Here is a 25,046-nt window from a genome sequence, read left to right as displayed (position 1 = left end):
ACTTACAAGTTTTACATAAATTTAATTTTAATAATTACCGATGAATGATTTAAATAGTACATTTATCCAAGATTTTAATATGACACATGAGTAAAAACAAAAAGAGTAAAACAAAAAAAAATAAAGGCAAAAGACGCCAACCCAACATAAATTTTAAGAAAAGAGTCTTAGAAGTTTTTCAAAAGAATAAAGATAAAACATACACTTTTAAGCAAATTGCCGAAATTTTAGAGTTGAAAGACACGAAGACCAGAAATCGTTTGATCAGATTATTAGGACAAATGACTGCTAAAAATGAGTTGATTCAAAAGGACGAATATCATTTCAAATTCAACACCGCTGATTCAATTTTTACTGGTAAAGTTGATATGACCACACGTGGCGATGCTTATGTTGTCGTTGAAGAACTTGATGATGACATTTTTGTTGAAAATAAGAATCTTAATCACGCTTTAGATGGCGATCAAGTTGAGATTTTCGTGTTTAAAAAGCGTGAAAAGAAATCCGAAGGAGAAGTCACTTCCATCATTGAACGTTTTAAAGATGAATACATTGGAGTGCTTCAAAAACAAGAAAAATTTGGATTTGTCGTTGTCCAGAATCCTAAAATGTACACAGACATCTTTGTCTCAAAAGATGATTTTAATGGGGCAGACGATGGTTTAATGGTTAAAGTTCGATTGACGAAATGGTCCAAAAATTCTGATTCACCTAATGGTGAAATCGTCGAAGTCTTAGGTGTTCCTGGTGAACATAATACTGAAATGCACGCTATTTTAGCTGAATATAATTTGCCAGAGCATTTTTCAGCTGAAGTTGAAGAATACGCAAACCAAATCGATACGAAAATTTCAGAAAAAGAAATTAAGAAACGTCGTGACATGCGTGATGTTTTGACTTTTACAATCGATCCAGCCTCGGCTAAAGATTTTGATGATGCTCTGAGTTTTCAGAAATTAGAAAACGGAAATTTTGAAGTTGGTGTTCACATCGCTGATGTTTCACACTATTTACAACCTGATACTATTTTAGATGAAGAAGCTTACAACCGTGCAACATCTATTTATTTAGTCGATCGTGTTGTTCCGATGCTACCAGAAATTCTATCTAATAATGCGTGTTCACTTCGTCCAAACGAAGAAAAATATACTTTTTCAGCTGTTTTCGAACTTGATAAAAACGCCAAAGTTGTCAACGAATGGTTTGGTAGAACTGTGACGGAATCTAACGCAAGGTTTGCTTATGAAGAAGCGCAACATTTAATCACGACCAAAGACAAAACAATTCCTGCTGATGTTTCTTTAACTAAAAAAGCTTATCCTGTTTCAGACGACATACTTGAAGCAACTCTGGAACTTGACAGGCTTGCTAAAATTATGCGAAATGAACGCATGCAAAAAGGCGCTTTGTCCTTTGATAAAGTTGAAGTCAATTTTAACCTTGATGAAGACAACAACCCTCTAGGGGTTTATTTTAAAACTTCTGAAGATGCCAATAAATTGATTGAAGAGTTTATGCTTTTAGCTAACAGAAAAGTTGCTGAATTTATTGGTAAACAAAAACCTGAAAAGACTTTTGTTTATCGTTGTCATGATGAACCTAACGAAGAAAAATTAGAAACTTTAAACACAGTCGTTTCTAAATTTGGTTACTCATTAAATTTTAAAAATCAGAAGCAAGTTTCCAAATCTTTAAATAAGCTTCTTGAAGATGTTAAAGGTAAAAAGGAACAAAACCTTGTTGACACATTAACTATTAGAACGATGAGCAAAGCTTATTATTCTACAGAAAATATAGGTCACTACGGTTTATCATTCGATTATTATTCTCACTTCACCTCTCCTATTCGTCGTTATCCAGATGTGATGACGCACAGATTGTTACAACACTATCTTGATGGCCAAAAATCTGCTAGCGCAACTGATTATGAAGTGAAATGTAAACATTCTAGCGAAATGGAGAATTTAGCAACAAATGCTGAACGTGATTCTATTAAATACATGCAGGTTAAATTTATTCAAAATCATGAAGATTCTGAATTTTTAGGAGTGATAAGTGGTGTAACTGATTTTGGTATTTTTGTTGAAATTATTGAAAACAAATGTGAAGGAATGGTCAGATTACGTGATATTCCTGGTGATCATTATCTTTTTAATGAAGAGCATTACGCTGTAATTGGTAAGCGTACAAAAACAATGTATCAACTTGGTGATGAAGTTTATGTACGTGTTAAAAAAGCAGACTTAATCAAAAGAAATATTGATTTTGAACTTTTAGGAGCTGCTGATGAAATTCAGATCGACTAACTTTCTTTTTATTTTTCAATGCTTAAAATTGCTTTTCATCCAAGCTATCAACATCCGCTGAAAGAAAATCATAGGTTTCCAATGGAAAAATATGATTTGATACCAAAGCAACTTTTGCTGGAAGGAATCTGTGACCAAGAAAATTTTTTTGAACCTGAAATCAAAGATTCTACAGAAAAATACATTCGGATGTCACATACAGATGCTTATCTCGATGCGATGTATGCGGTAGAACTCGACAGAAAAGCTGTTCGTAAAATTGGTTTTCCTTTATCTGAAGCTTTAGTCAAACGTGAGCGATTAATAACCAATGGTACAGTTCAAGCCACAAAATATGCACTTCAAAATGGCGTTGGTATGAACATCGCCGGCGGAACGCATCATGCCTTTACAAGTCATGGTGAAGGCTTTTGTATGATTAACGACCAAGCCACAGCTGCTTATTATTTGCTTGAAGAAACTGATATTGAACAAATATTAGTTGTTGATCTTGATGTGCATCAAGGAAACGGAACCGCAAAAATTTTTCAGAATGATCCACGGGTTTTTATTTTTTCAATGCACGGAAAAAGTAATTATCCTTTTAAAAAAGAAGAATCTGATCTTGATATTCCGCTTGAAAATGATTGTGACGATGCAACCTATTTATCCATTCTTAAAGAAACATTGCCGCGATTGGTAGAAGATATCAAACCTGATTTTATATTTTATCTATCAGGTGTTGATATTTTAAAAACAGATAAACTCGGTAAATTAGGCTGTACAATTGATGGTTGTAAAGCTCGTGATGAATTTGTGCTTGATGTCATTAAAACGCATCAATTACCAGTACAAATCAGTATGGGCGGTGGATATTCAAAAGACATCAAAGACATAATCAATGCGCACACAAATACTTATAGATTAGTTCAAGATATTTTCTTTTAAAATTAAATTTAAGAATCGTGTTTCCAACTGTAACCTTTCAGCATTAATGCAGTTCTTAAAACATCTTTTTGACTCACGATACCTAAAATTTTATCGTTTTCAACCACTGGGAAACGCCTGTGTTTTGATGTGATAAATTTTTGAGCTGCATCAAATAAGTTTGTGTCTGGCGAAATTGTATCAATGCCTTTCGTCATATAATCCTCAATTAATGTGAGTTCCATAGGCATATTATAATAACGACTATCAGAAATTTGTTTGATACAATCTCCTTCAGAAATAACACCGATAAGTTTATCATTTTCATCAACAACAGGTCCGCCTGAAATTCTGTATCGCATAATAGTTTCTACAACTTCAATAATGCTTTGCCCTTTTTGAAACAAAATAATATTTTTCGACATGCAATCTCTTACTTTTATTTCTTCAGCTTTTTCATTAACATCACCAACATGATTTCCTTTAAAATTCTTAATAGCCATGATTTATATTTTAAATATTAAACATAATTTTATTAAAATAGTAAATTTATTTATAATAAAATAACTTTTAATTACAAATATATATTTAGCTTATTTTTTGAAAAGCTTAAGTCTTTTAATTATTATGAAAGTCTAACTTTGTAACCGAATTAGGATAAACGATTTATGGCTAAGCGAAAAAAAGACAACGATCTTCCAAAAGTTAAACTAACGAGTTCAAATCTTAAACGTTCCCTCCGACTCTTTAATTACATCGGACCTCATAAATGGAAACTCATTATTGGTGTCATTTTTTTAGCCTTAACAGGTGTAACAGCTTTATTGTTTCCTAAACTGATGGGCGATTTAATTGAAACTGCTGATTTCTCTTCGGAAGAAATAAACAAAATGGGACTTTTGCTTTTAGTCTTATTTACAGCACAAGCTATTTTTTCATTTTTTAGAGTTGTTTTGTTTGTTAATGTCACTGAAAATATGCTTTCAGCCATTCGGCAAGACACGTATAATAATTTGATTAAAATGCCGATGCAGTTTTTTTCTAATCGTCAAGTGAATGAACTCAATTCGCGTGTGGCTGCAGATATTTCTCAAATTCAAGATACATTTACCACAGGTTTAGCTGAATTTTTACGCCAAACGATTATCATTATCGGCGGAATTGCAGCTTTGTTTTTTACCTCTGTCAAGCTTTCATTATTAATGATCGCAACCATTCCTGTGTTTGCTATTGTCGCTGTTTTTTTTGGACGTTTCATTAAAAAATTATCTAAGCAAGCGCAAGATAAAGTTGCTGATTCAAACACAATTGTTGGCGAAACTTTACATGGTATTGCGAATGTCAAAGCTTTTACAAACGAACTTTTTGAAATTTTACGTTATGAAAAAGCCGTTAATTCTATAAAAAAGATAGCGATTAAAGGCGGTTTGGCCAGGGGCGCTTTTTCATCGTTTATCATCTTTTGTATTTTTGGAGCCATTGTTTTACTAGTCTGGTATGCCGTTAAACTTCAGAATGTTGGTGAATTGACGCAGTCAGAGCTGATTACTTTTATTTTATATACAATTTTTGTCGGTGCTTCAATTGGTGGTTTACCGATTCAGTATGCGCAAATACAAAAAGCAATTGGTGCGACTGAACGTGTTTTTGATTTAATTGATGAGTATCCTGAAGAGATTGAAGAAAAAGAAATTCAACAAAAATTATCAGGAGAATTGGCTTTTAAAAATGTTAATTTCTCTTATCCATCAAGACCAGATTTTCAGGTTTTAAAAAATATTAATTTTGAAGCTAAAAAAGGAGAAACTGTTGCGATTGCAGGTCCGAGTGGCTCAGGAAAATCAACCATGGCTGCTTTGGTTTTAAATTTTTATCAGCCTAATTCAGGTCAAGTTTTATTTGATCAAAAAGCATCAGAGAATTTTGATTTATATGAGCTCAGATCTCAAATGGCTGTTGTGCCGCAAGATGTTTTTTTATTTGGCGGAAGCATTTTAGAAAACATTGCTTATGGAAGACCAGATGCCACAAAAGAAGAAATTATTGATGCTGCTAAAAAAGCTAATGCACACGATTTTATCATGTCTTTCCCTGATGATTATGGCACTTTAGTTGGCGAACGTGGCGTTCAGTTATCTGGCGGACAAAGACAGCGTGTTGCGATTGCAAGAGCTGTCCTTAAAAATCCTAAAATCTTGATCCTTGATGAAGCAACGAGTTCTTTAGATTCTGAATCAGAAAAATTGGTACAAGATGCACTTGATGAATTGATGAAAAACAGAACTTCAATTGTCATAGCTCACCGTTTATCAACCATCAAAAATGCAGACCAGATTATTGTTGTTGACCAAGGTGAAATCATCGAAAAAGGAACACATCAAGATCTACTTACTAAAGATAATGGTTTGTACAGAAAGCTTAATCAATTACAGATTGAGCGTTAATCAACGTGTTTTAAGCCAACCTGTTATACTAAGACGCTTTTCGTTTTTTAAAACAGGTTTAACTTCATGTTCTAAAAGTTGACTCTCAAAAATGACTAATCTTCCTGGTAAAGGAATGATGGTTTCAGCTTTATTTTCTTTAGTGTAAATCACGAGTTCTCCACCATTATCAATTGTCCAATTTTCGTCATTCAAATAGAGAACCATAGATAATTTGCGGCGTTGATCATTCTGAAATGTATCTAAATGTCTTTGATAAAAAGTTCCTTTAGGATAAACTGCGTAATGAAACTCTTTGTGTAAAATACCCATAAAACAAGTTCTATTAAGGTAAGTCACAAAGTCATTTATTTTATCAAAATATTCTTTTTCAATATCATTCACATTATTTTCATTAATCCATTGAATGAAATCTCCACGAATTTCTTTTTCAATAATTTCATTTGTTTTATTCCCAATAGCTGCTTTTTTTAAATCATCAGCTTGGTATTTTATCAAAATTTCTTTTTGTAATGAAATGATGAGATGTGAAGGGAAGAAATGATCTACAACACTAAAGTGCTTGTTTTGCAGATCTTCAATTATTGTTTCATAGGTCTGATTATACCCAGCAAAGATATCATCAGAAATTAATCTTTCTTGCATTTTTTTGACAAGCCAATTGTTTTGAAAGGCATGCAAAATTACATCTAATTTTAATATGATTTTCAATTAAATGATCAAAATCAGTTTTTAAACTTTCAATATATATTGCATAATTTCTCAGAAGCAATTTTCATATCTTTGCAGCAGAATTTAGAACAATGGCAAAAATCAGAATTACAAAGCAATTCACTTTCGAAACTGCGCATGCTTTATATGGTTATGATGGTAAGTGCAAAAACATTCACGGACATAGTTATAAGCTCGATGTTTGTGTGATTGGCGAACCAATTACTGACACTTCAAATGTTAAATGCGGAATGGTGATTGATTTTGGCGATCTTAAAAAAATTGTCAAAAAAGAAGTTGTTGATGTTCTTGATCATGCCATTATGCTCAATAAAAATACGCCGCATATTGAGCTTGCTCAAGATTTGAAAAAAGCAAATCATAATGTCGTTTTGGTTGATTATCAGCCAACAAGCGAAAATATGGTGATTGATTTTGCTGATAAAATAAAATCAAAACTTGATTCAAATTTAGAACTCCACAGCTTAAAATTGCGCGAAACAGGAACTGCTTTTGCGGAATGGTATGCAGCTGATAATGCTTAATTTTTTCTTTCTTTTTAAAATTTCGTAATTTCATAGGCAAAACAAAGCTTTATGAAAATTACATTTTATGGACATGCAAGTTTAGGCTTGCAAATGCAAGATATTCATATTCTTGTCGATCCTTTTATTACAGGAAACGAAAAGGCTTCTCATATCAATATTGATGAGCTAAAAGCAGATTATATCTTGCTAACGCATGCACATCAAGATCATATTTTGGATGTTGAAGCCATTGAAAAACGCACAAATGCAGTGATTGTTTCTAATTTTGAAATCGCAAATTACTACGAAGAAAAAGGATTTGAAGTTCACCTGATGAATCATGGTGGTTCATGGAATTTTGACTTTGGAAAAGTGAAATATGTAAACGCTATTCATACATCATCTTTTCCAGATGGAAGCTATGGCGGACAACCAGGAGGTTTTGTCATTGAAGGCGAACACAAAAATATCTACATCGCTGGTGATACAGCTTTAACAATGGATATGAAATTGATACCGCTGCACACAAAACTTGATTTAGCCATTTTACCTATTGGCGATAACTTTACAATGAATGTGGATGATGCCATCATTGCAAGTGATTTTGTAAATTGTGATAAAATACTAGGTTATCACTATGATACATTTGGTTTTATTGAAATTGACCATGATGAAGCTAAACGTAAATTTTATGAAAAAGATAAAGATTTAATGCTTCTTGAGATCGGTGAAACTTTAGATTTTTAACTTCCACTTAAGTTGAAACAGAATCAAAAAACGCTCTTGAATTCAAGAGCGTTTTTTGATTATCTATTTTAAAATATTTTGATATGCTTTCTGATTATTTAAAATTTCTTTGGCTTTAGAAATACTTTCACCATTTTTGATAAGATACTCAAAAACGCCTTCTTTATAAGTATAACGTTTAATGATTTCTTTGGTTAAACTCAATTTTAATTGAGCTTGTGATTGATTGAATAAAGTTTCTTCAGCTTTATTCATTTGTTTTTTTAAAGCTTCAAAATCATTAGTGATACTTTGATAAATCTTTTCTTTTTCAGCAATAACTTTTAGTTTCTGAAGTTCTTTTTCTGTTTCAGATTCAAATTTGAAATCGCTGTTTTTGACTAAACTTTTGAAGTCAGATATCAAATTTTTATTTTGAAATTGATTGATTTTGATGTCTGTATTTTTCGCATAAAATTGATTTGCAAAACCGAATATTAAATTATTTTTTTCCAATTCTTCAGTCAAAGCGTTTGTTGATTCACTTTTAATCAAAATATCTGGTAAGATTCCACCTCCGCTATAAACTTCTCTCCCATTTCTGGTTTTGAATTTTTGATATGAATTTTCGCTCTTTCTTACAGCAACACCGTCTACATAATCGAGTGCCTGGATGCTTCTTCCACTTGGTGTATAGTAGCGTGAAATCGTTATTTTAGCTTGTGTTCCGTAGTTTAATTTCTTTGGTCTTTGTACAAGACCTTTTCCAAAACTTCTACCGCCAATCACAACAGCTCGGTCTAAATCTTGTAAGCTTCCTGAAACAATTTCGCTTGCCGAAGCACTTTTATGGTTTATGAGAACAACTAATGGAATTTCAGTGTCTAAAGCTTTATTTTGAGTCACATAAGTTTTGTTATACTTTTCAATCACAGATTTTGTAGTCACGATAGTTGTGCCTTTATCAACAAAAATATTTGTGATGTTTATCGCCTCAGACAATAAACCGCCTGGATTGTTTCTTAAATCTAAAATAATTTGTGTTGCGCCTTCTCTTTTGAGTTCTTTAAAAGCTTTAATAACCTCTGCTGAAGCTGTTTTCGTAAACTGATCTAAGACGATATAGCCTGACTTATCTTCTAAAAGTTGATGAAATATAACTGCATTTTTTTCATGTTTTTCTCTTTCTAAAACAGTCGATTGCTTTTGTCCGTTTCTTGTAAAAGTAATTTCAACTTCTGAACCCGTTTCACCTTGTAAAAGCTGGCCTGCATCTTCGCTGTATTCTGAAATATTGATATCATCTATCTTTATAATTTCGTCACCTATTTTCAAATTTGCTTTATCTGCAGGAGAATTTTTTTCTAAACTTTTGATTAAAATTTTATCAGCATAACTTTCAATATGAGCGCCAATACCTGCGTAATCACCTTGATTGCGAATTCGGCCTTCTATCACTTGTTGCTCATTCCAATAAACGGTATAAGGATCTAAATCTGCTAACATTGCTGTAATCGCAGTGTTCATAAGCTCTGACGGACTCACTTCGTCCACATAATTCATGTTGATTTCCTTATACAAATTTGTAAAAATCTCTATTTGTTTAGCGATTTCAAAAAAGTCATTTTTAACTGACTTAAAAGCCAAACTCCCTATAACGACAAGTGTTAAACTACTTAATATGATTTTCTTTTTCATCTGCTTTTACTTTTAATTTCGTCAAACATTTTAAAACACAAGCTTCTATTTCTTGAAAAGATAATGGTTTTTTACCAATCAAAACAAACATCATATTTTGAGGTGGAAGTTTTTCGATATGATGTTTTTGCAAGCGATAAGCTTCCCGTAATTGACGTTTAATCTTGTTGCGACTTACCGCTAAACGAATCAATCTTTTAGGAACAACAAAACCAACTTTATGCGATTCTTCTTCATTTTGATGAAACATTAAACGAATCGGATAGCCTTTGACAGAATGTTTTTTAAGAAACAATTCATCAATCGCTTTTTTTGATTTAAGATGTTCTGATTTTGGAAAACCTTGTGTGGACATAGTTATTTATCTCTGACAAAGATGCTAAGAAAATTTTAAGTTGTTGTTGAACGACTTTAAAAAATTAAAGCCCGATCAATTGACCGAGCTTTATCAAATATTTTAAATGTTTTAATTATTTTAAAGCTTCAATCCCAGGTAAAGACTTGCCTTCAAGCATTTCAAGCATCGCGCCTCCACCAGTGGATACGTAACTCATTTTATCTGCTAAGTCAAATTTCTTGGCAGCAGCAACGCTATCTCCACCTCCGACAAGAGAAAAAGAACCGTTTTCAGTGGCTTCACCAATCGCTTGACCGATTGAAATTGTTCCTTCTTTAAAGTTATCCATTTCAAAAACACCTAACGGACCATTCCATAAAATGATTTTTGATTCTTTAATAACTTCAGCAAAGAGTTTATTGGTTTCTGGACCCACATCAAGTCCCATTCTATCATCAGAAATTGCATTGCTTTTTTCGACTTGCGTTTCAGCATCATTATTAAAATCTGTTGTTGAAATCACATCAACTGGTAAATGTAGTTCTACATTTTCAGCTTTTGCCTTGTCGATAATTTTTAACGCTAAATCTAATTTATCATCCTCAACTAAAGATTTTCCAATCTTTCCACCTTGTGCCTTGATGAAAGTAAAACTCATTCCGCCGCCAATAATTAAATGATCAATTTTTGGTAGAATGTTTTCTATCACAGTTATTTTCGATGAAACCTTTGCACCACCAATAATGGCTGTGACAGGTTTTTCATTAGAATGAAGAACTTTATCTAAACTATCTATTTCTTTTTGTAAAAGTTTTCCAACAATTTTGTCTTCAAAAAATTGTGCGATGACAGTCGTTGAAGCATGCGCTCTATGAGCTGTCCCAAATGCATCGTTGATATAAACATCAGCAAGTTTAGCTAATCTTTGAGCAAATTCTTTATCTCCAGCTTTTTCTTCATCATGAAAACGTAGATTTTCGAGCATCAAGACTTCACCACTTTTAAGTTCTGCTGCAGCTTGTTCTACTTGATCTCCAATACAATTTTTTACAAATTTGACTTTGACACCAATCACATCAGAAACTGTGTTAACGATGTTTTCAAGAGAAAATTTATCTTCAACACCTTTTGGTCTTCCTAAATGCGACATTAAAATTGCTGATCCACCATCTTCTAAAACTTTGATAATTGTTGGTTTTGCAGCTTCGATTCTACTTATATCTGTTACCTCTAAGTCTTTATTTAATGGAACATTAAAATCAACGCGAATAATCGCTTTTTTACCATCAAAATTATAGTCTTCTGTTGTTTTCATATACAAATGTGTTGTTTTCTCAAAAATAATTATTTAATTCATTTTGCGCGCTATTCAGCCGAATTTAAACGCAATTTTAATATTTTAGCGCTATGAATTTTGATGAAATTTTAGGGCTTGAGCATATCAAGCATCACTTGGTAAACTCTATTGAAAATAGACGTGTTGCACATGCACAATTATTTGTTGGTGAGCATGGATATGGAACATTACCAATGGCTTTGGCGTATGCAAGGCTTTTGATTGAAAACTCACAAAAGAATTCTCAAAAAGTAAATGTTCTTGAGCATCCAGATGTTCATTTTGTTTATCCGATCAATAGTGTTTCAAAGTCTTCTAAAAAACCATTAAGTAAAGATTTATTACCGCAATGGAGAGATTTTATTCAAGTTTCACCTTATGGAAATTTGTTTGATTGGTATAAGCATATTGGTATTGAAAAAAAGCAAGGCTTAATTAATGTAGATGAAGCCACACAGATAACGAAAGACTTATCTTTAAAAGCTTTTAACGGTGGAGCAAAAGTGATGATTATTTGGTGTGCGGATCGTTTAAATACACAAGCTGCTAACAAGTTGTTGAAATTGATTGAGGAACCACCTCAAAATACTTTTTTTATCTTGATAACAAATCAAGAAGATCAAATTCTTGATACGATAAAATCGCGATGTCAACGCTTGAATTTTCCACCTTTAAGTGAAGCTGATATTTCCTCTGCTTTGCAAAATAACTTTAATTTAGAAGCAACTAAAGCTTCTTCTATTGCACATCAAGCTGATGGAGATTATACTGCTGCTATACATTTATCACAACAAAGTGATGATGAGCAAAGATTTGAAACTCTTTTTATCCGTTGGGTGAGATCTGCCTTTAGGGCTAAAGGGAATAAATATGTTGTTAAAGATTTGATCGATTGGTCTGATGAATTGGCTTCAGAAAATAGAGAAACACAGAAACGTTTTTTACAATATTGTATTCAATTTTTCAGGCAAGCTTTGTTATTTAATTATGATGCTAAAGATTTGGTTTACTTGAAAGTTGATGATCCTAAATTTAAATTTTCAGGTTTTGCACAGTTTATAGGAGGACACAACATTAATGACATTTTTAAGGCTCTTGAAGATGCGCTTTATTATGTTGAGAGAAACGGTTCTGGTAAAATGATTTTTTCAGATTTATCATTTGAACTCACGCGTTTATTACACAAAAAAAAGTAGCTTTCATATTTATAAAAACTACTTTTTTTAGTATTGATTTGTCAGTCTCTTTTTATTTTAAAGAGTCTTCTGCATTTAAAGATTTTAAAACTTCATCAGTAATATCAAGCCCTTTTTTAGCATACATAATATTTGCTGATTCATTTGAACCAAAAATATAAGTATAGCCATTTTCTTCACCGTAATTTGAAACGTAAGTTTTGACATCATCAATGATTTCATTGATAGCAGCATCACTTTCTTGTCGCATCTGCTCACTTTTTTGTTGCTGTTGTTGCTGTAACATTTGTTGCTTTTGCATCAATTCGTTTTGTCTCTTTTCAAGATTAGCTTTACTCATTGAATTTGCTTTAGCTTGAAATTCTTGAACCTCTTTTTGAAATTCTTGAGCTACAGCATCTAATTCGTCTGAGAGTTCTTTATTTTTCTTTTCAAATTTAGCCTCAGTTTTTTCCATTTTGTGATAATCTTGAACTAATCTTGAATTATCAACGTAAGCTGTTTTCATGCTTTCTGTTTGGCAAGATATTAAGCTTGCAGCAATGAGAGCTGTAAAAAGTAATTTTTTCATGTTTTTGATTTTGCGCAAATGTATCATTTATTCATTAAAATATATGAATAAGATTTAATTATAGATATTTTATTATTAATAATTATTACTTATTACAAAAATGCTTTATAAATTGTGTTTTAAGCGATTTATTTAAAATTGAATCTATATGACTATGATTATAGATAATTAGCTCTTAGATCGCTTTATAAAGGCTTAAATTTCTTTTTTGAAGATAAAAATGTGAGATGACCATGATTTTGTCTTTAATGCATGTAAATTGGCATATAAACCATTCAAAATCCCTTTGATAGAATTTCCTTGTTTATATTTTTCAGAAACTATTGAAATATAAATTGCATCAAAAAATAAAGGTTTCACTGAAATTAACTTCAGTGAATATGATTTTATTTTTCTTATCAAACTACTTTTTGAAAAATGCCAAACGTGTCGAGGCACATCCCAAGCAGCCCAAAATTCTTTATAAATTTTTGCATCTTTAGATTCATGATTTGGAACTGCTATGATCAAGATTCCATTTTCATTTAGTTTTTGTTTTAAGCTTTTAATTAAAAAATCAATATCCTCAACATGTTCTAAAACATGAAATAAGGTGATAACATCAAATTTTCCAATGATTGAATTGATATCTGAATGCATCTTTAAATTTTTTCTAGAAGCAATCTCATTGGCTTTTTGTGTAGGTTCAAAACCTTCTACTTTATATTTTTTTTGATTTAAATAATCTAAGAAATCACCAGTTCCGCATCCGTAATCTAAAACCTTCGGATTCTCATTTGAGTATTTTTTAATGAGATTCAATTTTTGGTAAAACATGAATTTTTTCACTACATCATAGACTCTCCCAATTATTCCTTTTTTACTTTCATCATGAGAAATGTATTCTTCGAAATCATAATAAGGGTCAAGATTTTGAGGAAGATTTTGTGTTTTATATAAACCTTCCTCTACTCTTTTTAGTTTAAATTCTTCTTTTGTATGTGCGAAATCCTTTATCTTCATTCTCATTTATTTCATGTTCCACGTGGAACATTAGCGTCCCATGTGAACTAACAAGACTGAAATATCACTCGGATTGACTCCTGAAACTCTTGAGGCTTGTGACACTGTTCGTGGTTGAATTTCGTTGAGTTTTTCTCTAGCTTCAAAAGACATTGACTTTAATTGTGAATAATCAAAGTTTTGCGGAATCTTGATGTTTTCTAAGCGATTGAGTTTATCTGCGTTTTGTTTTTCTTTAGCGATATAACCTGAATATTTAACTTGGATTTCGACTTGTTCTAATGTTTCAGAATCTAATTCGTGATTATCAACATAATCTTTTACACTGTCAATTTGAAGCATATCATCCATCGTGATATTTGGACGTGCAAAAATTTTAAACATCTTGCCTTGTTGATCAACTTTTTGTGACTTGTTCTTTTCGAGAATCGGATTTATTTCTGCTGTCGTGACACTCGTATTTTTAAAGAATTCAACAAATCTTTCTGACTGAATCTTTTTCTTTTCCATTTTATGAAGTCTTTCTTCAGAAGCTAAACCTATTTGATACGCTTTTTCTGTCAATCTAAAATCAGCATTATCTTGTCGTAATAAGGTTCTGTATTCAGCTCTTGATGTAAACATTCTATAAGGTTCTTCTGTTCCTTTTGTTATTAAATCATCAATTAAAACGCCTATATATGCTTCATTTCTTTGAAGAATAAATTCTTCTTTTTCTTGAATTTTAAGCGCAGCATTTATTCCTGCCATCATACCTTGAGAAGCCGCTTCCTCGTAACCAGTTGTTCCATTTATTTGTCCTGCGAAATATAAGTTATCGATCAATTTTGTTTCTAAAGTATGCTTAAGCTGTGTTGGTGGAAAATAATCGTATTCAATTGCATAACCAGGTCTGAAAAATTTCACATTCTCAAATCCTTTGACTGATTTTAAAGCTTTGAACTGAATATCTTCCGGTAATGATGTTGAGAAGCCGTTCACATAATATTCAACTGTGTTCCAACCTTCAGGTTCTATGAACATTTGATGTCTATCTTTATCTGCAAATCTATGTATTTTGTCTTCAATGCTTGGACAATATCTTGGCCCTGTGCTCTCAATTGAACCATTGAACATTGGTGATCTGTCAAAACCTTGTCTTAATAATTCATGTACTTCTGGCGAAGTATAAGTCATATGACAAGAACGCTGTTTTATTAAAGGTTTTGTCTCATCTGAGAATGAAAATTTAGAAGGGATTTCATCGCCAGGCTGTTCAATCATCTTAGAGAAATCTAAAGATCTTCCATCAACTCTTGGAGGCGTTCCTGTTTTCATTCTTCCAGCTTCAAAACCTAAATCTATAAGATCTTTTGTGATACCAGTTGAGGCTCTTTCTCCTGCTCTTCCTCCTCCGAAATTTTTGGTTCCAATGTGGATTAATCCATTTAAAAAAGTTCCGTTGGTTAGGATCACGCTTTTCGCTTTGACATCTAATCCCAATGATGTTCTCACTCCTATTAACTTATTGTTTTCTATAATTAAGCCGCTGACCATTTCTTGATAAAAATCTAGATTTTTAGTTTGCTCAAGTTTTAATCTCCAATGCTCTGCAAACATCATTCTATCACTTTGCACTCGTGGACTCCACATCGCTGGACCTTTTGATTTGTTAAGCATTTTGAATTGAATTGCGCTAGTATCAGAAACAATTCCGCTATAACCGCCCATCGCATCAATCTCTCTTAATATTTGTCCTTTTGCGATTCCTCCCATTGCTGGATTGCATGACATTTGTGCTATGTTTTGCAAATTCATTGTGATTAATAATGTTTTGCAACCCATGTTAGCAGCACTTGCTGCTGCTTCGCTTCCTGCATGTCCGCCACCTACAACGATCACATCGTACTCTTTGTTAAACATCTTTTTTAATTTTGTTCCACGTGGAACATTTGCAATTTTTCATTTTCTTTCTGGCGCATTTTGCGCTTCTCTTCATCTGTATGGTCATCGATTTTCATGCAATGAAGCACGCCGTGAACCATCACTCTTCTCAATTCTTCAGTGAATTTATTACCAAATTTAATCGCATTTTCATCAACGCGTTCTGTACTGATATAAATTTCAGCAGCAACTGACAGACCAAAACTATTGTCAAAAGTGATGATGTCTGTCAGAGTATCATGTTTTAAAAACTCTTGATTAATCTTTAAAAGGTAATTATCATCACAAAAAATATAAGTGATTTCTTCAAGCTTAAAGCCTTCAGAATTAATTACGTTTTCAATCCAAATTTGATGCTTTTCTTTTTCATCTAAAGAGAAATTGTTCTCACTGTAAAATTCAATCATATAAATTATTGAAATAAGCTTTAATCAGCTCTTTATATTTAGTTTGCAAAGGTAATTGTTGTCTATTTAATATTTCAGTACTCTGAAAATATTCTTTAGATTTTTTCTTCCACTGTTCAGATTGCTTGTCGTAAGTTTTTGTGTTTGCTTCAGCTTGACGCTTCTCTTCTTTTGACTGTTGGTTAGCTGCTTTTTTAAGTTTCAAGAGTTGATGTTGTACATCTTCCATTTGTTTTAAAAGTTTGTTGCTGTAACCATTCATTAGAAGTTCATTTTCTAATTCATCTAAGCTTTTTTCTAATTCTTTGCTATTATCTTCTAGACCTAAACGCTCAATTCTGTTTTCTAATTCTTGCCTAAGCTCTTGCTGTCTTTTAAAGATTTCATAAATTTCTGAACTCATCTGTTCAGCATTTCCTTTCTGCTTTCCATTTTTGCCTTCTCCTTCACTTCCCTCTTTTTCACCACCAGATTGGTTGCCTTTACTTTCAGAACCCTGTTGATCACCACTTTTCTCACCACTTTTTCCTTCTTTACCTTCGCCTTCTTTTTGGCCTTCCTGTTGTCCTTTTTGCATTTCTTTTTTCAGCTCTTCGTGAGATTTAATGATGTCTGAAAGCTGATCTCCTTGACTTTCGCCTTGTTGTGGCTTTCCTTGCCCAGAGCCTGAGCCAGACATCTTGTCCTGCATTTGATCAAGTGCGTTGGCTAGAAGATTCGCCAAGCTATTAGCATCTTTCATCACGTATTGCTGGTTTGCAGTCCCTCGACGAACTTTATTGTCAGCTAAGCGCTCAAGTGCTTTTTCTGTGTTGAAGTTAATGTCTTCTATCTTGTTATTGACAGATTCAGTAATCATAATGTTACGTTGAGATAAAGCAAATAAACTATCATCAATATGCTTGAAATTTTCTCTTAATTCCGATTGTCGTCTTAAATGTTTAGCGAAATAAGGATTTGAGTTTTCAATGTTTCGAAATTCTTCCATCAAGTTTTCTTGTTGTAATGAAAAAATAATCAGATTGTTCAAGATCTGTCTCAACATTTCTGCATCTTCTGCTTCTTGTTCCATTTGCATACTGCTCATGGATTTTTGCATTTTCTGAGACATTTGCTGCATTTTCTCAGCTGCATTTTTTTGTTTTTCAGAAGCTTTTTGCTTTTCTTTTTTAGAATTTTCTTCCTCGCCAGATTCTTCTGAAAATTCAGATTTTTCTAAGTTTTCTTCTGCATCTTTTTGATCTTCTTTCACCTCTTCCTCTATAGCTTCATCATTGCCTAATTCCATGGGTGATTTTAAGTCTTGATTTTGCTTTTCTAATTCATCAAGTTCTTCTGTAAGCTTCTCAAATTTCTCAGATAAATCTTTTTGCTTTTCAGTATTATTTTCTTCAGATTCAGATAATTCTTTTTGTTCTTCAGACAATTTTTTAAGCTTATCTGCTAATTGTTTTTGCTTTTCCTCAACATAAAAACGCTTAGTTAACTCAAGAAGTTGCTCAAGGTTTTTCTCTTGCTTTTGTTTTGATTGGTCAAATTCTTCAAGCTTTTTATCGAGATCTTCAGTTCTAATTTTGTCCTTTATTTTATCGAGCTCGTCTAATAGCTTTTGATTTTTCTCAAGTTGTTCTTGATTGCTCTCTAATCTCTCTTCAAGTTTTTGTTTTTGATCAGAGTTATTATCTAGATTTTGAAGATCTTCTTTCAGTTTTTCACTGAACTTTTTCATCTGCTCTTGCTGCTGTTTTTGTCTCTGTAAAAATTGCTTGATCTTCTCTTTATCGTTATAATTAAGCTGGCTTTTTTCTTTATTAAGTTGCTGTAATTCCTTTAATGTTTTCTGCTCTTCTTTTGATTTTTCCAGTGATTTATTAATTTCAGAAAACGATTCTTTTTGACGCTTTAGATTGTCTTCCTTTTCTTCGTCTTGAGTTAATTTTCTGAATTGAAAACTCTTTGATCTTCTCGACTTCGATCCATTAACAGCATCATTATCATATACTTTAAAGTAGTAAGAATAAGCGTGTCCGCCTTGAAGTTTTAAATCGATATTTGGAAATGCATAAGTAAAATCTGCATAAGTGTTTCGTGAGATTTTAATGTTTTTTTGAAAAACTGAATCTGTTTTGAGATCTCTATAAACCAATTCCAATTTTTGAATACCGTAATCGTCATTCAGTTGTCCATAGAAATAAGATTGTTTTTCATCTAAGCTATCCTTCTTTTTTTGAACTTTAATTTCAGGGAATTCATCCTTAATAACATTGATTTTATATGATAATCGCTCGTGATTTTTAAACAAAGGGTTTGACGTGGTCATTGCATAATCAAAATCATTTGATGCAGTTTTTTGATACTCAAAAAGCTTTTGATTTTTTGAAAAATTCAAAGTTGTATCATTGGTTTCAAAGTTTACATGATCAGTAAACTCAGTTTGCACCTCCCACTTGATGCGCGTCCCTTCAGGTAATTGAGCGTGGCCAGTTCCACTTTGTTTTTCATCAGCTTTATTTAGATATTTTGGATACTGAAAATACATGTCAAAGCTTGTTATTTGGGGTGTTTTCAAGACTTTAATTCGATGTTTCTGTGAAATAACTTCGTTGGCTTCTAAATAGAAATCTGTCATTTCACTCACAGAATTTAAGACAAATTCGAATTGATTAGCATCAGTTTTATTCATCTGGAAATCCTTTCCATTCATGTTGATAAACATCTTTTCAGGAACACTTTTACCTTCAGTTTTTACTTTAACAAGAAAATCTTCTCCAGCGATAACTTCTAACTTTTCGTTTAAAATGTCAATTCTAAAAGCAGCTGGCGGCGTATAAACCTTATCGTAATTTAGAATTCGGGTGTAGCTTTCGCTGAAAGCCTCTCCTTGCCCTGAAATCCAAATGGCAATAAATATCAGAATTGGAATAATCGCGAATTTGGCGTATTTCAGATTTGTTTTAAAATCGACAGCTAATTGAAATTTGATCGGTTTCAGTTCTAGTGATTTCTGTTCAATGCTTGCTGCGATAAAAGCATTTGAAACATTTTGATTTTTTAATTGCAGAATGTTTGTTAGCTTATCATTGACTTCATTAAAATGTTGACCAATTATTTCCGAGGCTTTTTCATAATCAATTCCTTTTGAAATTTTGAAAAGCTTTAAAATTGGAATTAAAATTAACGGAACTGCAATCCCAACTAAAATACCAAGAGCACACCAGAAAAGAAAAAGTCTGAAGCCTGTGCCCGACCACAAAAAATATTCGAGTCCGAGTAAAATGAGGAGAAATAATAAACTTATACTTAAAAATAAAATGCTTCCACGCAGCAATTGATTCAAATAATATTTCTTGATAAATTGCTCTAACTTTTCCTCTATAAGTTTGTAATTCTGCATTTTATGGATTGAATTGCGAATGTATAAATTCAATTTCTATTGTCTTGAAAAGCTTCTTAAGTTTAACATGATTAGAATTAAATCTATTTTTATAAAAATATCAATAAATTTTGAACTAAAAAGCTAAAGTATAAGCCTGGATGATTTTATTACATCGCATAAATTTTATCTTTGTAAAAAAAAGAGCATCATGTCAACATCAGTACGCGTCAGATTTGCGCCAAGCCCTACGGGACCTTTACATATTGGCGGTTTAAGAACAGCTTTGTATAATTATTTATTTGCAAAAAAGCATCAAGGTACTTTTGTTTTGCGCATTGAAGATACAGATCAAAATCGATTTGTGGAAGGCGCCGAAGATTATATTGTTGAAAGCTTGAACTGGAGCGGAATCCCTTACGATGAAGGTCCAGGAAAAGAAGGTGAATTTGGTCCTTATAAACAAAGTTTACGTAAAGACATTTATAAAAATTATGTTGATGAACTCATCAATAATGGCAGAGCTTATTATGCTTTCGATACAACTGAAAGTCTTCAAAAATTAAGAGAAGAGGCTGAAGCAAATGGAGAAAAATTCGCTTATGGTCCGCAAAATAGACTGAGTCTTGACAATTCATTGAAGCTTTCTAGTGAAGATTTACAAAAACGTTTAGATGCAAATGAGGCTTACGTTATTCGGTTTAAAACATCACCAGCTCAAAAATTATTTTTGAAAGATGAAATTCGTGGTCATATTGAAGTTGACACTTCAGTATTAGATGATAAAATTCTTTTTAAAGCGGATGGATTACCAACTTATCACATGGCAAACATTGTTGATGATCATTTAATGGAAATCACGCACGTGATCCGTGGTGAAGAATGGTTGCCTTCTCTTCCACTTCATGTTGCCTTATACGAAGCATTTGGCTGGGAGCCACCAAAATTTGCGCATTTGCCTTTAATCTTAAAACCAAATGGTAAAGGTAAATTAAGTAAACGTGATGGTGATAAACTCGGAATTCCTGTTTTTCCATTAGAATGGAAAGATCCGAAAACTGGTTCAGAAGCCGCGGGCTACCGTGAAGGTGGCTACTTACCAGAAACGCTTATTAATACTTTAGCTCTTTTAGGTTGGAATGATGCGACTGAAAAGGAGTTTTATAAAATAGAAGAGCTCATTGACAGGTTTGAGTTAAAACGCGTCCATAAATCTGGTGCTAAATTCGATCCTGAAAAACTAAAATGGTTTCAGCAACATTATTTACAAGAAGCTGATTTGGATTTTTTAGTGAAAGAATATGAAGAAATTTTAAAAGAAAAAAACCTTCAAACAGAGACAGAATACGTTAAGGAGGTTGTTTCAACGATTAGAGAACGCGCAGTTTTTGTTGATGATTTTTGGGAATTATCTTCTTTTTACTTTGTAGCTCCTAGCGAGTTTAATAAAAAATCTTCTAAAAAAGCTTGGAAGACAACAACTTCAGAACTAATGACTGAGTTTGCCGAGTTTTTATCAGGTTTAAAAGATTTTTCTGAAGAAAATCTTGAAAAAGAAATAAAAAACTGGATTACATCACATGAGTTAGGTTTTGGTAAAGTGATGCAGCCGCTCAGACTTTCTTTGGTCGGCGCTATGCAAGGTCCTAGTGTTTTTCATATAGCAACATCTATTGGTCAAGAAGAAACGCTTAAACGTCTTAAAACAGCGATAAACCACTTTTCATAATAAATTATATTTGTCTCATATCTTCTTGTTTTTTATCTTATTTTTAGAAAAATAAAAACAGAAATTATGGGACAAGTAATTACCGTTGCGATTATTATTTTTATTGTATTTATCATCCTCTCAGGGATATTTACAGTAAAGCAACAAACCTCAGCCGTCGTTGAACGCTTTGGCCGATTTAATAGTATCAGAAATTCAGGCTTACAAATTAAAATTCCTATTATTGACAGAATTGCTGGCCGAATTAATTTAAAAATTCAGCAACTTGATGTGATTGTAGAAACAAAAACCAAAGACGATGTTTTTGTTCATCTTAAAGTTTCTGTGCAATATCAAGTGATGGCATCTAATGTTTATGATGCTTTTTATAAATTGGAAAGTCCGGGTGCGCAAATTACATCTTATGTATTTGATGTTGTAAGAGCTGAAGTGCCTAAAATGAAGCTTGATAACGTTTTTGAAAGAAAAGATGATGTTGCTAATGCAGTAAAAGCAGAATTAAATGATGCGATGCTTGATTATGGCTATGATATCATAAAAACACTTGTCACTGATATTGACCCTGATGAAAAGGTTAAAGAATCAATGAACAGAATTAATGCGTCTGAACGTGAGAAAGTGGCAGCTGAGTATGAAGCCGAAGCTGATAGAATCAAGATTGTTGCTAAGGCACGTGCTGAAGCGGAAAGCAAGCGTTTACAAGGACAAGGTATTGCAGATCAAAGACGTGAAATTGCACGTGGTTTAGAAGAAAGTGTAGATGTACTGAATAATGTGGGAATCAACTCACAAGAAGCCTCTGCTTTAATTGTGGTGACGCAGCATTATGATACCCTACAATCGATTGGTGAGAAGAATAATTCAAACTTGATATTGATGCCAAATTCTCCAGAAGCGGGAAGTGAAATGCTTAACCAAATGATTACATCATTTAGAGCTTCAAGCCAAATTGGCGAGGAAATGAAAAGACAAAATAGAGAGCAAAAAGCTTTGGATGAAAAAAATAAGGAATCTTAATTTACTTTAAGATTCCTAGTTTGTAAAGAAGTTTAAAACCAGCTTTTTTATAAACGTATTTTTGCCCAAAAATAGCCATCAGCTCTGACAATAAATTTGTAAAACTCAAGCCTTTTTTCAAATACGTTAAGTTAAGATTAGCTTTATGTTTATGAATATCGGCTTCGAGTTTTTTAATTTTTAAATCTCGATTAATTTCTTCAAATGATGTATAGTTCTTCATGATTGTGAAATTATGCTTTTTCGTTTGGTTTCTCTTCGTCTAATGAACTTTTAATATCAATTTCATCATGACTATTCATCAATCTAACCATGTAGCCTAAAACGACTTTGTCAATAAATTTCTGACCGAAAAGCAAAGAAATAATTAAGAAAACTAAATAGGCTCCTCCAACGATAAAAAAACCATTAGAGACACTATCTAATTCTTTACCAATGAGAAAAGCTAAACCGATGGATAAAAATAAAAGTAAAAGCAAAATAATGCCACCTACAATGAATAAATGCATTGAGGTGGACAAACTTTTGCTTAATTTTTTGAAAGCATCTAACTTGTAATATTCAATTAACTTTTGAATATAAAGCTTAGTGTCTTCTGAAAGCTCACTAAAATGATGACCTATGTTTACTTTCATAAAATTTTACTTCAATTTTTTCTGTAAATCAGCATTTTTCTTTCTCAAATCTTTAAGATCACTTTCTAGGTTAGCAATAACTTCATCAGTCTTAGAATTTGCTGATTTTAAAGTAGAATTGATTTGAGCTTCAATTTTCTTTTTTGTTTCTTCAGTAAAATCAGAAAGGTGATTAGTGACAGATTCATATTGATCTCCCAAACTTTTCTTTAATTCACCAGCATCATCTTTAAGTTGCTTGCGTGTTTCTTTACCACTTTTCGGTGCGTAAAGAAGCCCTAATCCAGCACCTATAGTTGCACCAGTTAATAAAGCGATTATCGTGTTTCCTGTGTTGTTTGACATTTTTTAAATATTTAGGTTTGTTCTACTCAAATTTAAGAATAGATTGCCTTAATTCTGTTAATACAGGGTTAATAATAGAATCTGTTTTTAAATATTTAACATTTAAACCCAGTTTTTTGGATTTTTTAAAACTTCAATAAGCTTGGCTTCTTCTGAGCCTTCTTCAACTTGATAATCATATTGCCACTGCACATGAGGAGGTAAACTCATCAAGATACTTTCAATACGGCCATTTGTTTTTAAACCAAATAAAGTGCCTTTATCATGAACCAAGTTAAACTCAACATAACGGCCACGTCTAATTTCTTGCCAATCGCGTTGTTTTTGAGTGTATTCAATTTCTTTTCTCTTCTTGACAATAGGTAAATATGTGTCGATAAATGAATTGCCTACTTCTGTGACAAAATTATACCAATCATGAATTGATTTTCCTGAAACAGGTTTAAGATAATCAAAAAATAAACCTCCTATCCCTCTGGCTTCATCTCTATGGCTGTTCCAAAAATAAGAATCACATTTTTCTTTATAAAGCTTATAAAACTCTGTATCGTGTTTGTCGCAGGCATCTTTACAAACCTGATGAAAGTGCTTTGCATCTTCTTCAAATAAATAATAAGGCGTTAAATCTTGACCACCACCAAACCACTGATCAATCAATTCTCCTTTTTTGTTATACATCTCAAAATAGCGCCAATTGGCATGCACTGTCGGCACCATTGGACTTTTAGGATGAATGACTAAACTTAAGCCACATGCGTAAAAATCGCAGTCTGAAACATTGAAATACTTTTGCATAGACTGAGGTAATTCGCCGTGAACAGCAGAAATATTAACGCCTCCTTTTTCGAAAACATCACCGTTTTCTATGACACGTGTTCGACCGCCACCGCCGCCTTTTCTTTCCCATAAATCTTCCTGAAAATTGGCTTTTCCATCTATTTCCTCAAGGCTTGATGTAATCTTATCTTGTAAGTTTTGGATGTAATTATAAAACTCATCTTTCTTAGAGGATATATCTTTTTTTTTAGTCATGAATTTTGTTTTGGATGATTAATGGCTGATGTAATTTGGTTTTCAATTTTATCGATAAGCACTTCATGTGAAGAATAATCTTCTATTTTTAAAGGTTGATGAACTTTAAATTTCAAGTTGACAAAAATACCAAGCGGAAACATGCCCCACTTTTGCATCAACCATGAGTTGTTTATAGTTACTGGTACAACCACAGCTTCAGGGCAACTTTTAAAAAGTGTTCTTAAACCATTTCTTGAAAACTCTTTAGGCAATCCTGTTTTGGTTCGTGTGCCTTCAGGAAAAATAACAGCTGAGTTTTTTGTTTCATTCAAGTATTCACAAAACTGAGAAATTGCTTTTAACGCTTGTTCTGAATCATTTCTGTCAATTAAAACTGAACCTCCATGTTTAAGGTTAAATGAAATACCTGGAATACCTTGACCCAGTTCTTTTTTACTGATAAATTTCGGATGTAATTTCTGTAAATACCAAATTAAAGGAGGAATATCAAACATGCTTTGGTGGTTGGCAATGATTAGATGAGGCCTGTCTTTTGTAAACTGATAAGGATTATCAAAAGAGACATAATTTCCTAAAAACTTTAAGCAAGCAAGCAGGAAGAAATTAAAAACATCAACACTTTTTTTATGCGCTTGATAACCGAATTTGAGACATATCCATTGAATACCTTGAAATACGACTAAGGTTAGACCAAAAAAAAGGTAAAAAATAACTGATAAAAAATAAGCGATAATCTTCATAAGCTAAACCTAAATAAAAAGCTGTTTCAAAAGACTTCAAACGTATCTAAAATCTCAATGAAAAAAGATATATACTTTGTTT

At 32.4% G+C, this 25,046-nt stretch carries 23 protein-coding genes; 8 read left to right on the top strand and 15 right to left on the bottom strand.

Going from position 1 to position 25,046, the window contains the following annotated elements; genetic code table 11:
- Positions 1 to 86: 86 nt before the first annotated feature.
- Positions 87 to 2,306, top strand: a complete 2,220-nt coding sequence (gene rnr / locus BLV84_RS08440; RefSeq protein WP_093244240.1) for a ribonuclease R — start codon at positions 87 to 89, stop codon at positions 2,304 to 2,306.
- 18 nt (positions 2,307 to 2,324) lie between these two features.
- Entirely contained in the window at positions 2,325 to 3,233 is a 909-nt protein-coding gene (locus tag BLV84_RS08435; protein ID WP_093244239.1) for a histone deacetylase family protein, read from the top strand.
- An 8-nt stretch (positions 3,234 to 3,241) separates the two neighbouring features.
- On the opposite strand, the gene BLV84_RS08430 is transcribed toward BLV84_RS08435, so the two are convergent.
- Complete coding sequence (locus BLV84_RS08430; RefSeq protein WP_093244238.1) at positions 3,242 to 3,715, bottom strand: CBS domain-containing protein; 474 nt, start codon at positions 3,713 to 3,715, stop codon at positions 3,242 to 3,244.
- A gap of 165 nt (positions 3,716 to 3,880) precedes the next feature.
- On the opposite strand from BLV84_RS08430, the gene BLV84_RS08425 reads away from it, so the two are divergent.
- Complete coding sequence (locus BLV84_RS08425) at positions 3,881 to 5,656, top strand: ABC transporter ATP-binding protein (RefSeq protein ID WP_093244237.1); 1,776 nt, start codon at positions 3,881 to 3,883, stop codon at positions 5,654 to 5,656.
- Here BLV84_RS08425 and BLV84_RS08420 read toward each other — a convergent pair whose 3' ends face one another.
- Entirely contained in the window at positions 5,657 to 6,301 is a 645-nt protein-coding gene (locus tag BLV84_RS08420; RefSeq protein ID WP_093244236.1) for a 2OG-Fe(II) oxygenase, read from the bottom strand.
- A gap of 158 nt (positions 6,302 to 6,459) precedes the next feature.
- On the opposite strand from BLV84_RS08420, the gene BLV84_RS08415 reads away from it, so the two are divergent.
- Both BLV84_RS08415 and BLV84_RS08410 read left to right on the top strand, forming a co-directional pair.
- Complete coding sequence (locus BLV84_RS08415; protein ID WP_093244235.1) at positions 6,460 to 6,912, top strand: 6-pyruvoyl trahydropterin synthase family protein; 453 nt, start codon at positions 6,460 to 6,462, stop codon at positions 6,910 to 6,912.
- Between the two features lie 51 nt (positions 6,913 to 6,963).
- Positions 6,964 to 7,641 carry a metal-dependent hydrolase gene (locus BLV84_RS08410; protein WP_093244234.1) on the top strand — a complete coding sequence of 226 codons (678 nt, stop codon included), beginning with the start codon at positions 6,964 to 6,966 and terminating at the stop codon, positions 7,639 to 7,641.
- Between the two features lie 63 nt (positions 7,642 to 7,704).
- Here the strand turns inward: BLV84_RS08410 and BLV84_RS08405 are convergent, their stop codons facing one another.
- From BLV84_RS08405 to BLV84_RS08395, 3 genes are all read right to left on the bottom strand, one after another.
- Positions 7,705 to 9,318, bottom strand: coding sequence for a S41 family peptidase (locus BLV84_RS08405; protein ID WP_093244233.1), 1,614 nt, complete (start codon positions 9,316 to 9,318; stop codon positions 7,705 to 7,707).
- On the bottom strand, positions 9,293 to 9,673 hold the full coding sequence (gene rnpA, locus BLV84_RS08400) for a ribonuclease P protein component (RefSeq protein WP_093244232.1): 381 nt from the start codon (positions 9,671 to 9,673) through the stop codon (positions 9,293 to 9,295). The genes BLV84_RS08405 and rnpA overlap by 26 nt, the downstream gene beginning before the upstream one ends.
- 115 nt (positions 9,674 to 9,788) lie before the next feature.
- Positions 9,789 to 10,970: a phosphoglycerate kinase gene (locus tag BLV84_RS08395; protein WP_093244231.1), complete on the bottom strand. Its 1,182-nt coding sequence runs from the start codon at positions 10,968 to 10,970 to the stop codon at positions 9,789 to 9,791.
- A 92-nt stretch (positions 10,971 to 11,062) separates the two neighbouring features.
- Here BLV84_RS08395 and BLV84_RS08390 point away from each other — a divergent pair, with 92 nt between their 5' ends.
- Positions 11,063 to 12,187 carry a DNA polymerase III subunit gene (locus BLV84_RS08390; protein WP_093244230.1) on the top strand — a complete coding sequence of 375 codons (1,125 nt, stop codon included), beginning with the start codon at positions 11,063 to 11,065 and terminating at the stop codon, positions 12,185 to 12,187.
- 52 nt (positions 12,188 to 12,239) lie between these two features.
- Here BLV84_RS08390 and BLV84_RS08385 read toward each other — a convergent pair whose 3' ends face one another.
- The 5 genes from BLV84_RS08385 to BLV84_RS08365 form a co-directional block, all read right to left on the bottom strand.
- Positions 12,240 to 12,758, bottom strand: a complete 519-nt coding sequence (locus BLV84_RS08385) for an OmpH/Skp family outer membrane protein (protein WP_093244229.1) — start codon at positions 12,756 to 12,758, stop codon at positions 12,240 to 12,242.
- A gap of 195 nt (positions 12,759 to 12,953) precedes the next feature.
- Entirely contained in the window at positions 12,954 to 13,760 is an 807-nt protein-coding gene (locus BLV84_RS08380; protein ID WP_159429408.1) for a class I SAM-dependent methyltransferase, read from the bottom strand.
- Positions 13,761 to 13,790: 30 nt separating this feature from the next.
- The gene (gene mnmG, locus BLV84_RS08375) at positions 13,791 to 15,662 is read right to left on the bottom strand and encodes a tRNA uridine-5-carboxymethylaminomethyl(34) synthesis enzyme MnmG (RefSeq protein ID WP_093244227.1); all 1,872 of its coding nucleotides are present in this window, start codon (positions 15,660 to 15,662) and stop codon (positions 13,791 to 13,793) included.
- 5 nt (positions 15,663 to 15,667) lie between these two features.
- Positions 15,668 to 16,090, bottom strand: a complete 423-nt coding sequence (gene ybeY / locus BLV84_RS08370; protein ID WP_192869876.1) for an rRNA maturation RNase YbeY — start codon at positions 16,088 to 16,090, stop codon at positions 15,668 to 15,670.
- Positions 16,083 to 19,484: a coiled-coil domain-containing protein gene (locus BLV84_RS08365; protein WP_093244225.1), complete on the bottom strand. Its 3,402-nt coding sequence runs from the start codon at positions 19,482 to 19,484 to the stop codon at positions 16,083 to 16,085. The genes ybeY and BLV84_RS08365 overlap by 8 nt, the downstream gene beginning before the upstream one ends.
- 190 nt (positions 19,485 to 19,674) lie before the next feature.
- Here BLV84_RS08365 and gltX point away from each other — a divergent pair, with 190 nt between their 5' ends.
- Together gltX and BLV84_RS08355 are read left to right on the top strand one after the other, a co-directional pair.
- The gene (gene gltX / locus BLV84_RS08360) at positions 19,675 to 21,192 is read left to right on the top strand and encodes a glutamate--tRNA ligase (RefSeq protein ID WP_093244224.1); all 1,518 of its coding nucleotides are present in this window, start codon (positions 19,675 to 19,677) and stop codon (positions 21,190 to 21,192) included.
- Positions 21,193 to 21,258: 66 nt separating this feature from the next.
- Positions 21,259 to 22,209 (top strand): SPFH domain-containing protein, encoded by a 951-nt coding sequence (locus BLV84_RS08355; RefSeq protein WP_093244223.1) that lies wholly within the window; start codon positions 21,259 to 21,261, stop codon positions 22,207 to 22,209.
- Between the two features lies 1 nt (position 22,210).
- On the opposite strand, the gene BLV84_RS08350 is transcribed toward BLV84_RS08355, so the two are convergent.
- The 5 genes from BLV84_RS08350 to BLV84_RS08330 all read right to left on the bottom strand — a co-directional run bounded on the left by BLV84_RS08350 (position 22,211) and on the right by BLV84_RS08330 (position 24,964).
- Positions 22,211 to 22,432, bottom strand: a complete 222-nt coding sequence (locus BLV84_RS08350; protein WP_093244222.1) for a DUF6327 family protein — start codon at positions 22,430 to 22,432, stop codon at positions 22,211 to 22,213.
- A gap of 10 nt (positions 22,433 to 22,442) precedes the next feature.
- Positions 22,443 to 22,844, bottom strand: a complete 402-nt coding sequence (locus BLV84_RS08345) for a phage holin family protein (protein WP_093244221.1) — start codon at positions 22,842 to 22,844, stop codon at positions 22,443 to 22,445.
- Between the two features lie 6 nt (positions 22,845 to 22,850).
- Positions 22,851 to 23,189 (bottom strand): YtxH domain-containing protein, encoded by a 339-nt coding sequence (locus tag BLV84_RS08340; RefSeq protein WP_093244220.1) that lies wholly within the window; start codon positions 23,187 to 23,189, stop codon positions 22,851 to 22,853.
- A gap of 102 nt (positions 23,190 to 23,291) precedes the next feature.
- On the bottom strand, positions 23,292 to 24,221 hold the full coding sequence (gene hemF / locus BLV84_RS08335) for an oxygen-dependent coproporphyrinogen oxidase (protein ID WP_093244219.1): 930 nt from the start codon (positions 24,219 to 24,221) through the stop codon (positions 23,292 to 23,294).
- On the bottom strand, positions 24,218 to 24,964 hold the full coding sequence (locus BLV84_RS08330; RefSeq protein ID WP_093244218.1) for a lysophospholipid acyltransferase family protein: 747 nt from the start codon (positions 24,962 to 24,964) through the stop codon (positions 24,218 to 24,220). The genes hemF and BLV84_RS08330 overlap by 4 nt, the downstream gene beginning before the upstream one ends.
- Between the last annotated feature and the right edge of the window lie 82 nt (positions 24,965 to 25,046).

This window comes from Psychroflexus halocasei, assembly GCF_900107595.1.
GTDB lineage: Bacteria > Bacteroidota > Bacteroidia > Flavobacteriales > Flavobacteriaceae > Psychroflexus > Psychroflexus halocasei.
The sequence above is the reverse complement of the archived record's forward strand: the minus strand, read 5'-3'. Positions and strand labels throughout refer to the sequence as shown.

Bases quoted from the DNA above. Each gene is read 5' to 3' on its own strand.
- rnr (WP_093244240.1), top strand. From the start codon at position 87: ATGAGTAAAAACAAAAAGAGTAAAACAAAAAAAAATAAAGGCAAAAGA.
- BLV84_RS08435 (WP_093244239.1), top strand. From the start codon at position 2,325: ATGCTTAAAATTGCTTTTCATCCAAGCTATCAACATCCGCTGAAAGAA.
- BLV84_RS08430 (WP_093244238.1), bottom strand. From the start codon at position 3,715: ATGGCTATTAAGAATTTTAAAGGAAATCATGTTGGTGATGTTAATGAA.
- BLV84_RS08425 (WP_093244237.1), top strand. From the start codon at position 3,881: ATGGCTAAGCGAAAAAAAGACAACGATCTTCCAAAAGTTAAACTAACG.
- BLV84_RS08420 (WP_093244236.1), bottom strand. From the start codon at position 6,301: ATGCAAGAAAGATTAATTTCTGATGATATCTTTGCTGGGTATAATCAG.
- BLV84_RS08415 (WP_093244235.1), top strand. From the start codon at position 6,460: ATGGCAAAAATCAGAATTACAAAGCAATTCACTTTCGAAACTGCGCAT.
- BLV84_RS08410 (WP_093244234.1), top strand. From the start codon at position 6,964: ATGAAAATTACATTTTATGGACATGCAAGTTTAGGCTTGCAAATGCAA.
- BLV84_RS08405 (WP_093244233.1), bottom strand. From the start codon at position 9,318: ATGAAAAAGAAAATCATATTAAGTAGTTTAACACTTGTCGTTATAGGG.
- rnpA (WP_093244232.1), bottom strand. From the start codon at position 9,673: ATGTCCACACAAGGTTTTCCAAAATCAGAACATCTTAAATCAAAAAAA.
- BLV84_RS08395 (WP_093244231.1), bottom strand. From the start codon at position 10,970: ATGAAAACAACAGAAGACTATAATTTTGATGGTAAAAAAGCGATTATT.
- BLV84_RS08390 (WP_093244230.1), top strand. From the start codon at position 11,063: ATGAATTTTGATGAAATTTTAGGGCTTGAGCATATCAAGCATCACTTG.
- BLV84_RS08385 (WP_093244229.1), bottom strand. From the start codon at position 12,758: ATGAAAAAATTACTTTTTACAGCTCTCATTGCTGCAAGCTTAATATCT.
- BLV84_RS08380 (WP_159429408.1), bottom strand. From the start codon at position 13,760: ATGAAGATAAAGGATTTCGCACATACAAAAGAAGAATTTAAACTAAAA.
- mnmG (WP_093244227.1), bottom strand. From the start codon at position 15,662: ATGTTTAACAAAGAGTACGATGTGATCGTTGTAGGTGGCGGACATGCA.
- ybeY (WP_192869876.1), bottom strand. From the start codon at position 16,090: ATGATTGAATTTTACAGTGAGAACAATTTCTCTTTAGATGAAAAAGAA.
- BLV84_RS08365 (WP_093244225.1), bottom strand. From the start codon at position 19,484: ATGCAGAATTACAAACTTATAGAGGAAAAGTTAGAGCAATTTATCAAG.
- gltX (WP_093244224.1), top strand. From the start codon at position 19,675: ATGTCAACATCAGTACGCGTCAGATTTGCGCCAAGCCCTACGGGACCT.
- BLV84_RS08355 (WP_093244223.1), top strand. From the start codon at position 21,259: ATGGGACAAGTAATTACCGTTGCGATTATTATTTTTATTGTATTTATC.
- BLV84_RS08350 (WP_093244222.1), bottom strand. From the start codon at position 22,432: ATGAAGAACTATACATCATTTGAAGAAATTAATCGAGATTTAAAAATT.
- BLV84_RS08345 (WP_093244221.1), bottom strand. From the start codon at position 22,844: ATGAAAGTAAACATAGGTCATCATTTTAGTGAGCTTTCAGAAGACACT.
- BLV84_RS08340 (WP_093244220.1), bottom strand. From the start codon at position 23,189: ATGTCAAACAACACAGGAAACACGATAATCGCTTTATTAACTGGTGCA.
- hemF (WP_093244219.1), bottom strand. From the start codon at position 24,221: ATGACTAAAAAAAAAGATATATCCTCTAAGAAAGATGAGTTTTATAAT.
- BLV84_RS08330 (WP_093244218.1), bottom strand. From the start codon at position 24,964: ATGAAGATTATCGCTTATTTTTTATCAGTTATTTTTTACCTTTTTTTT.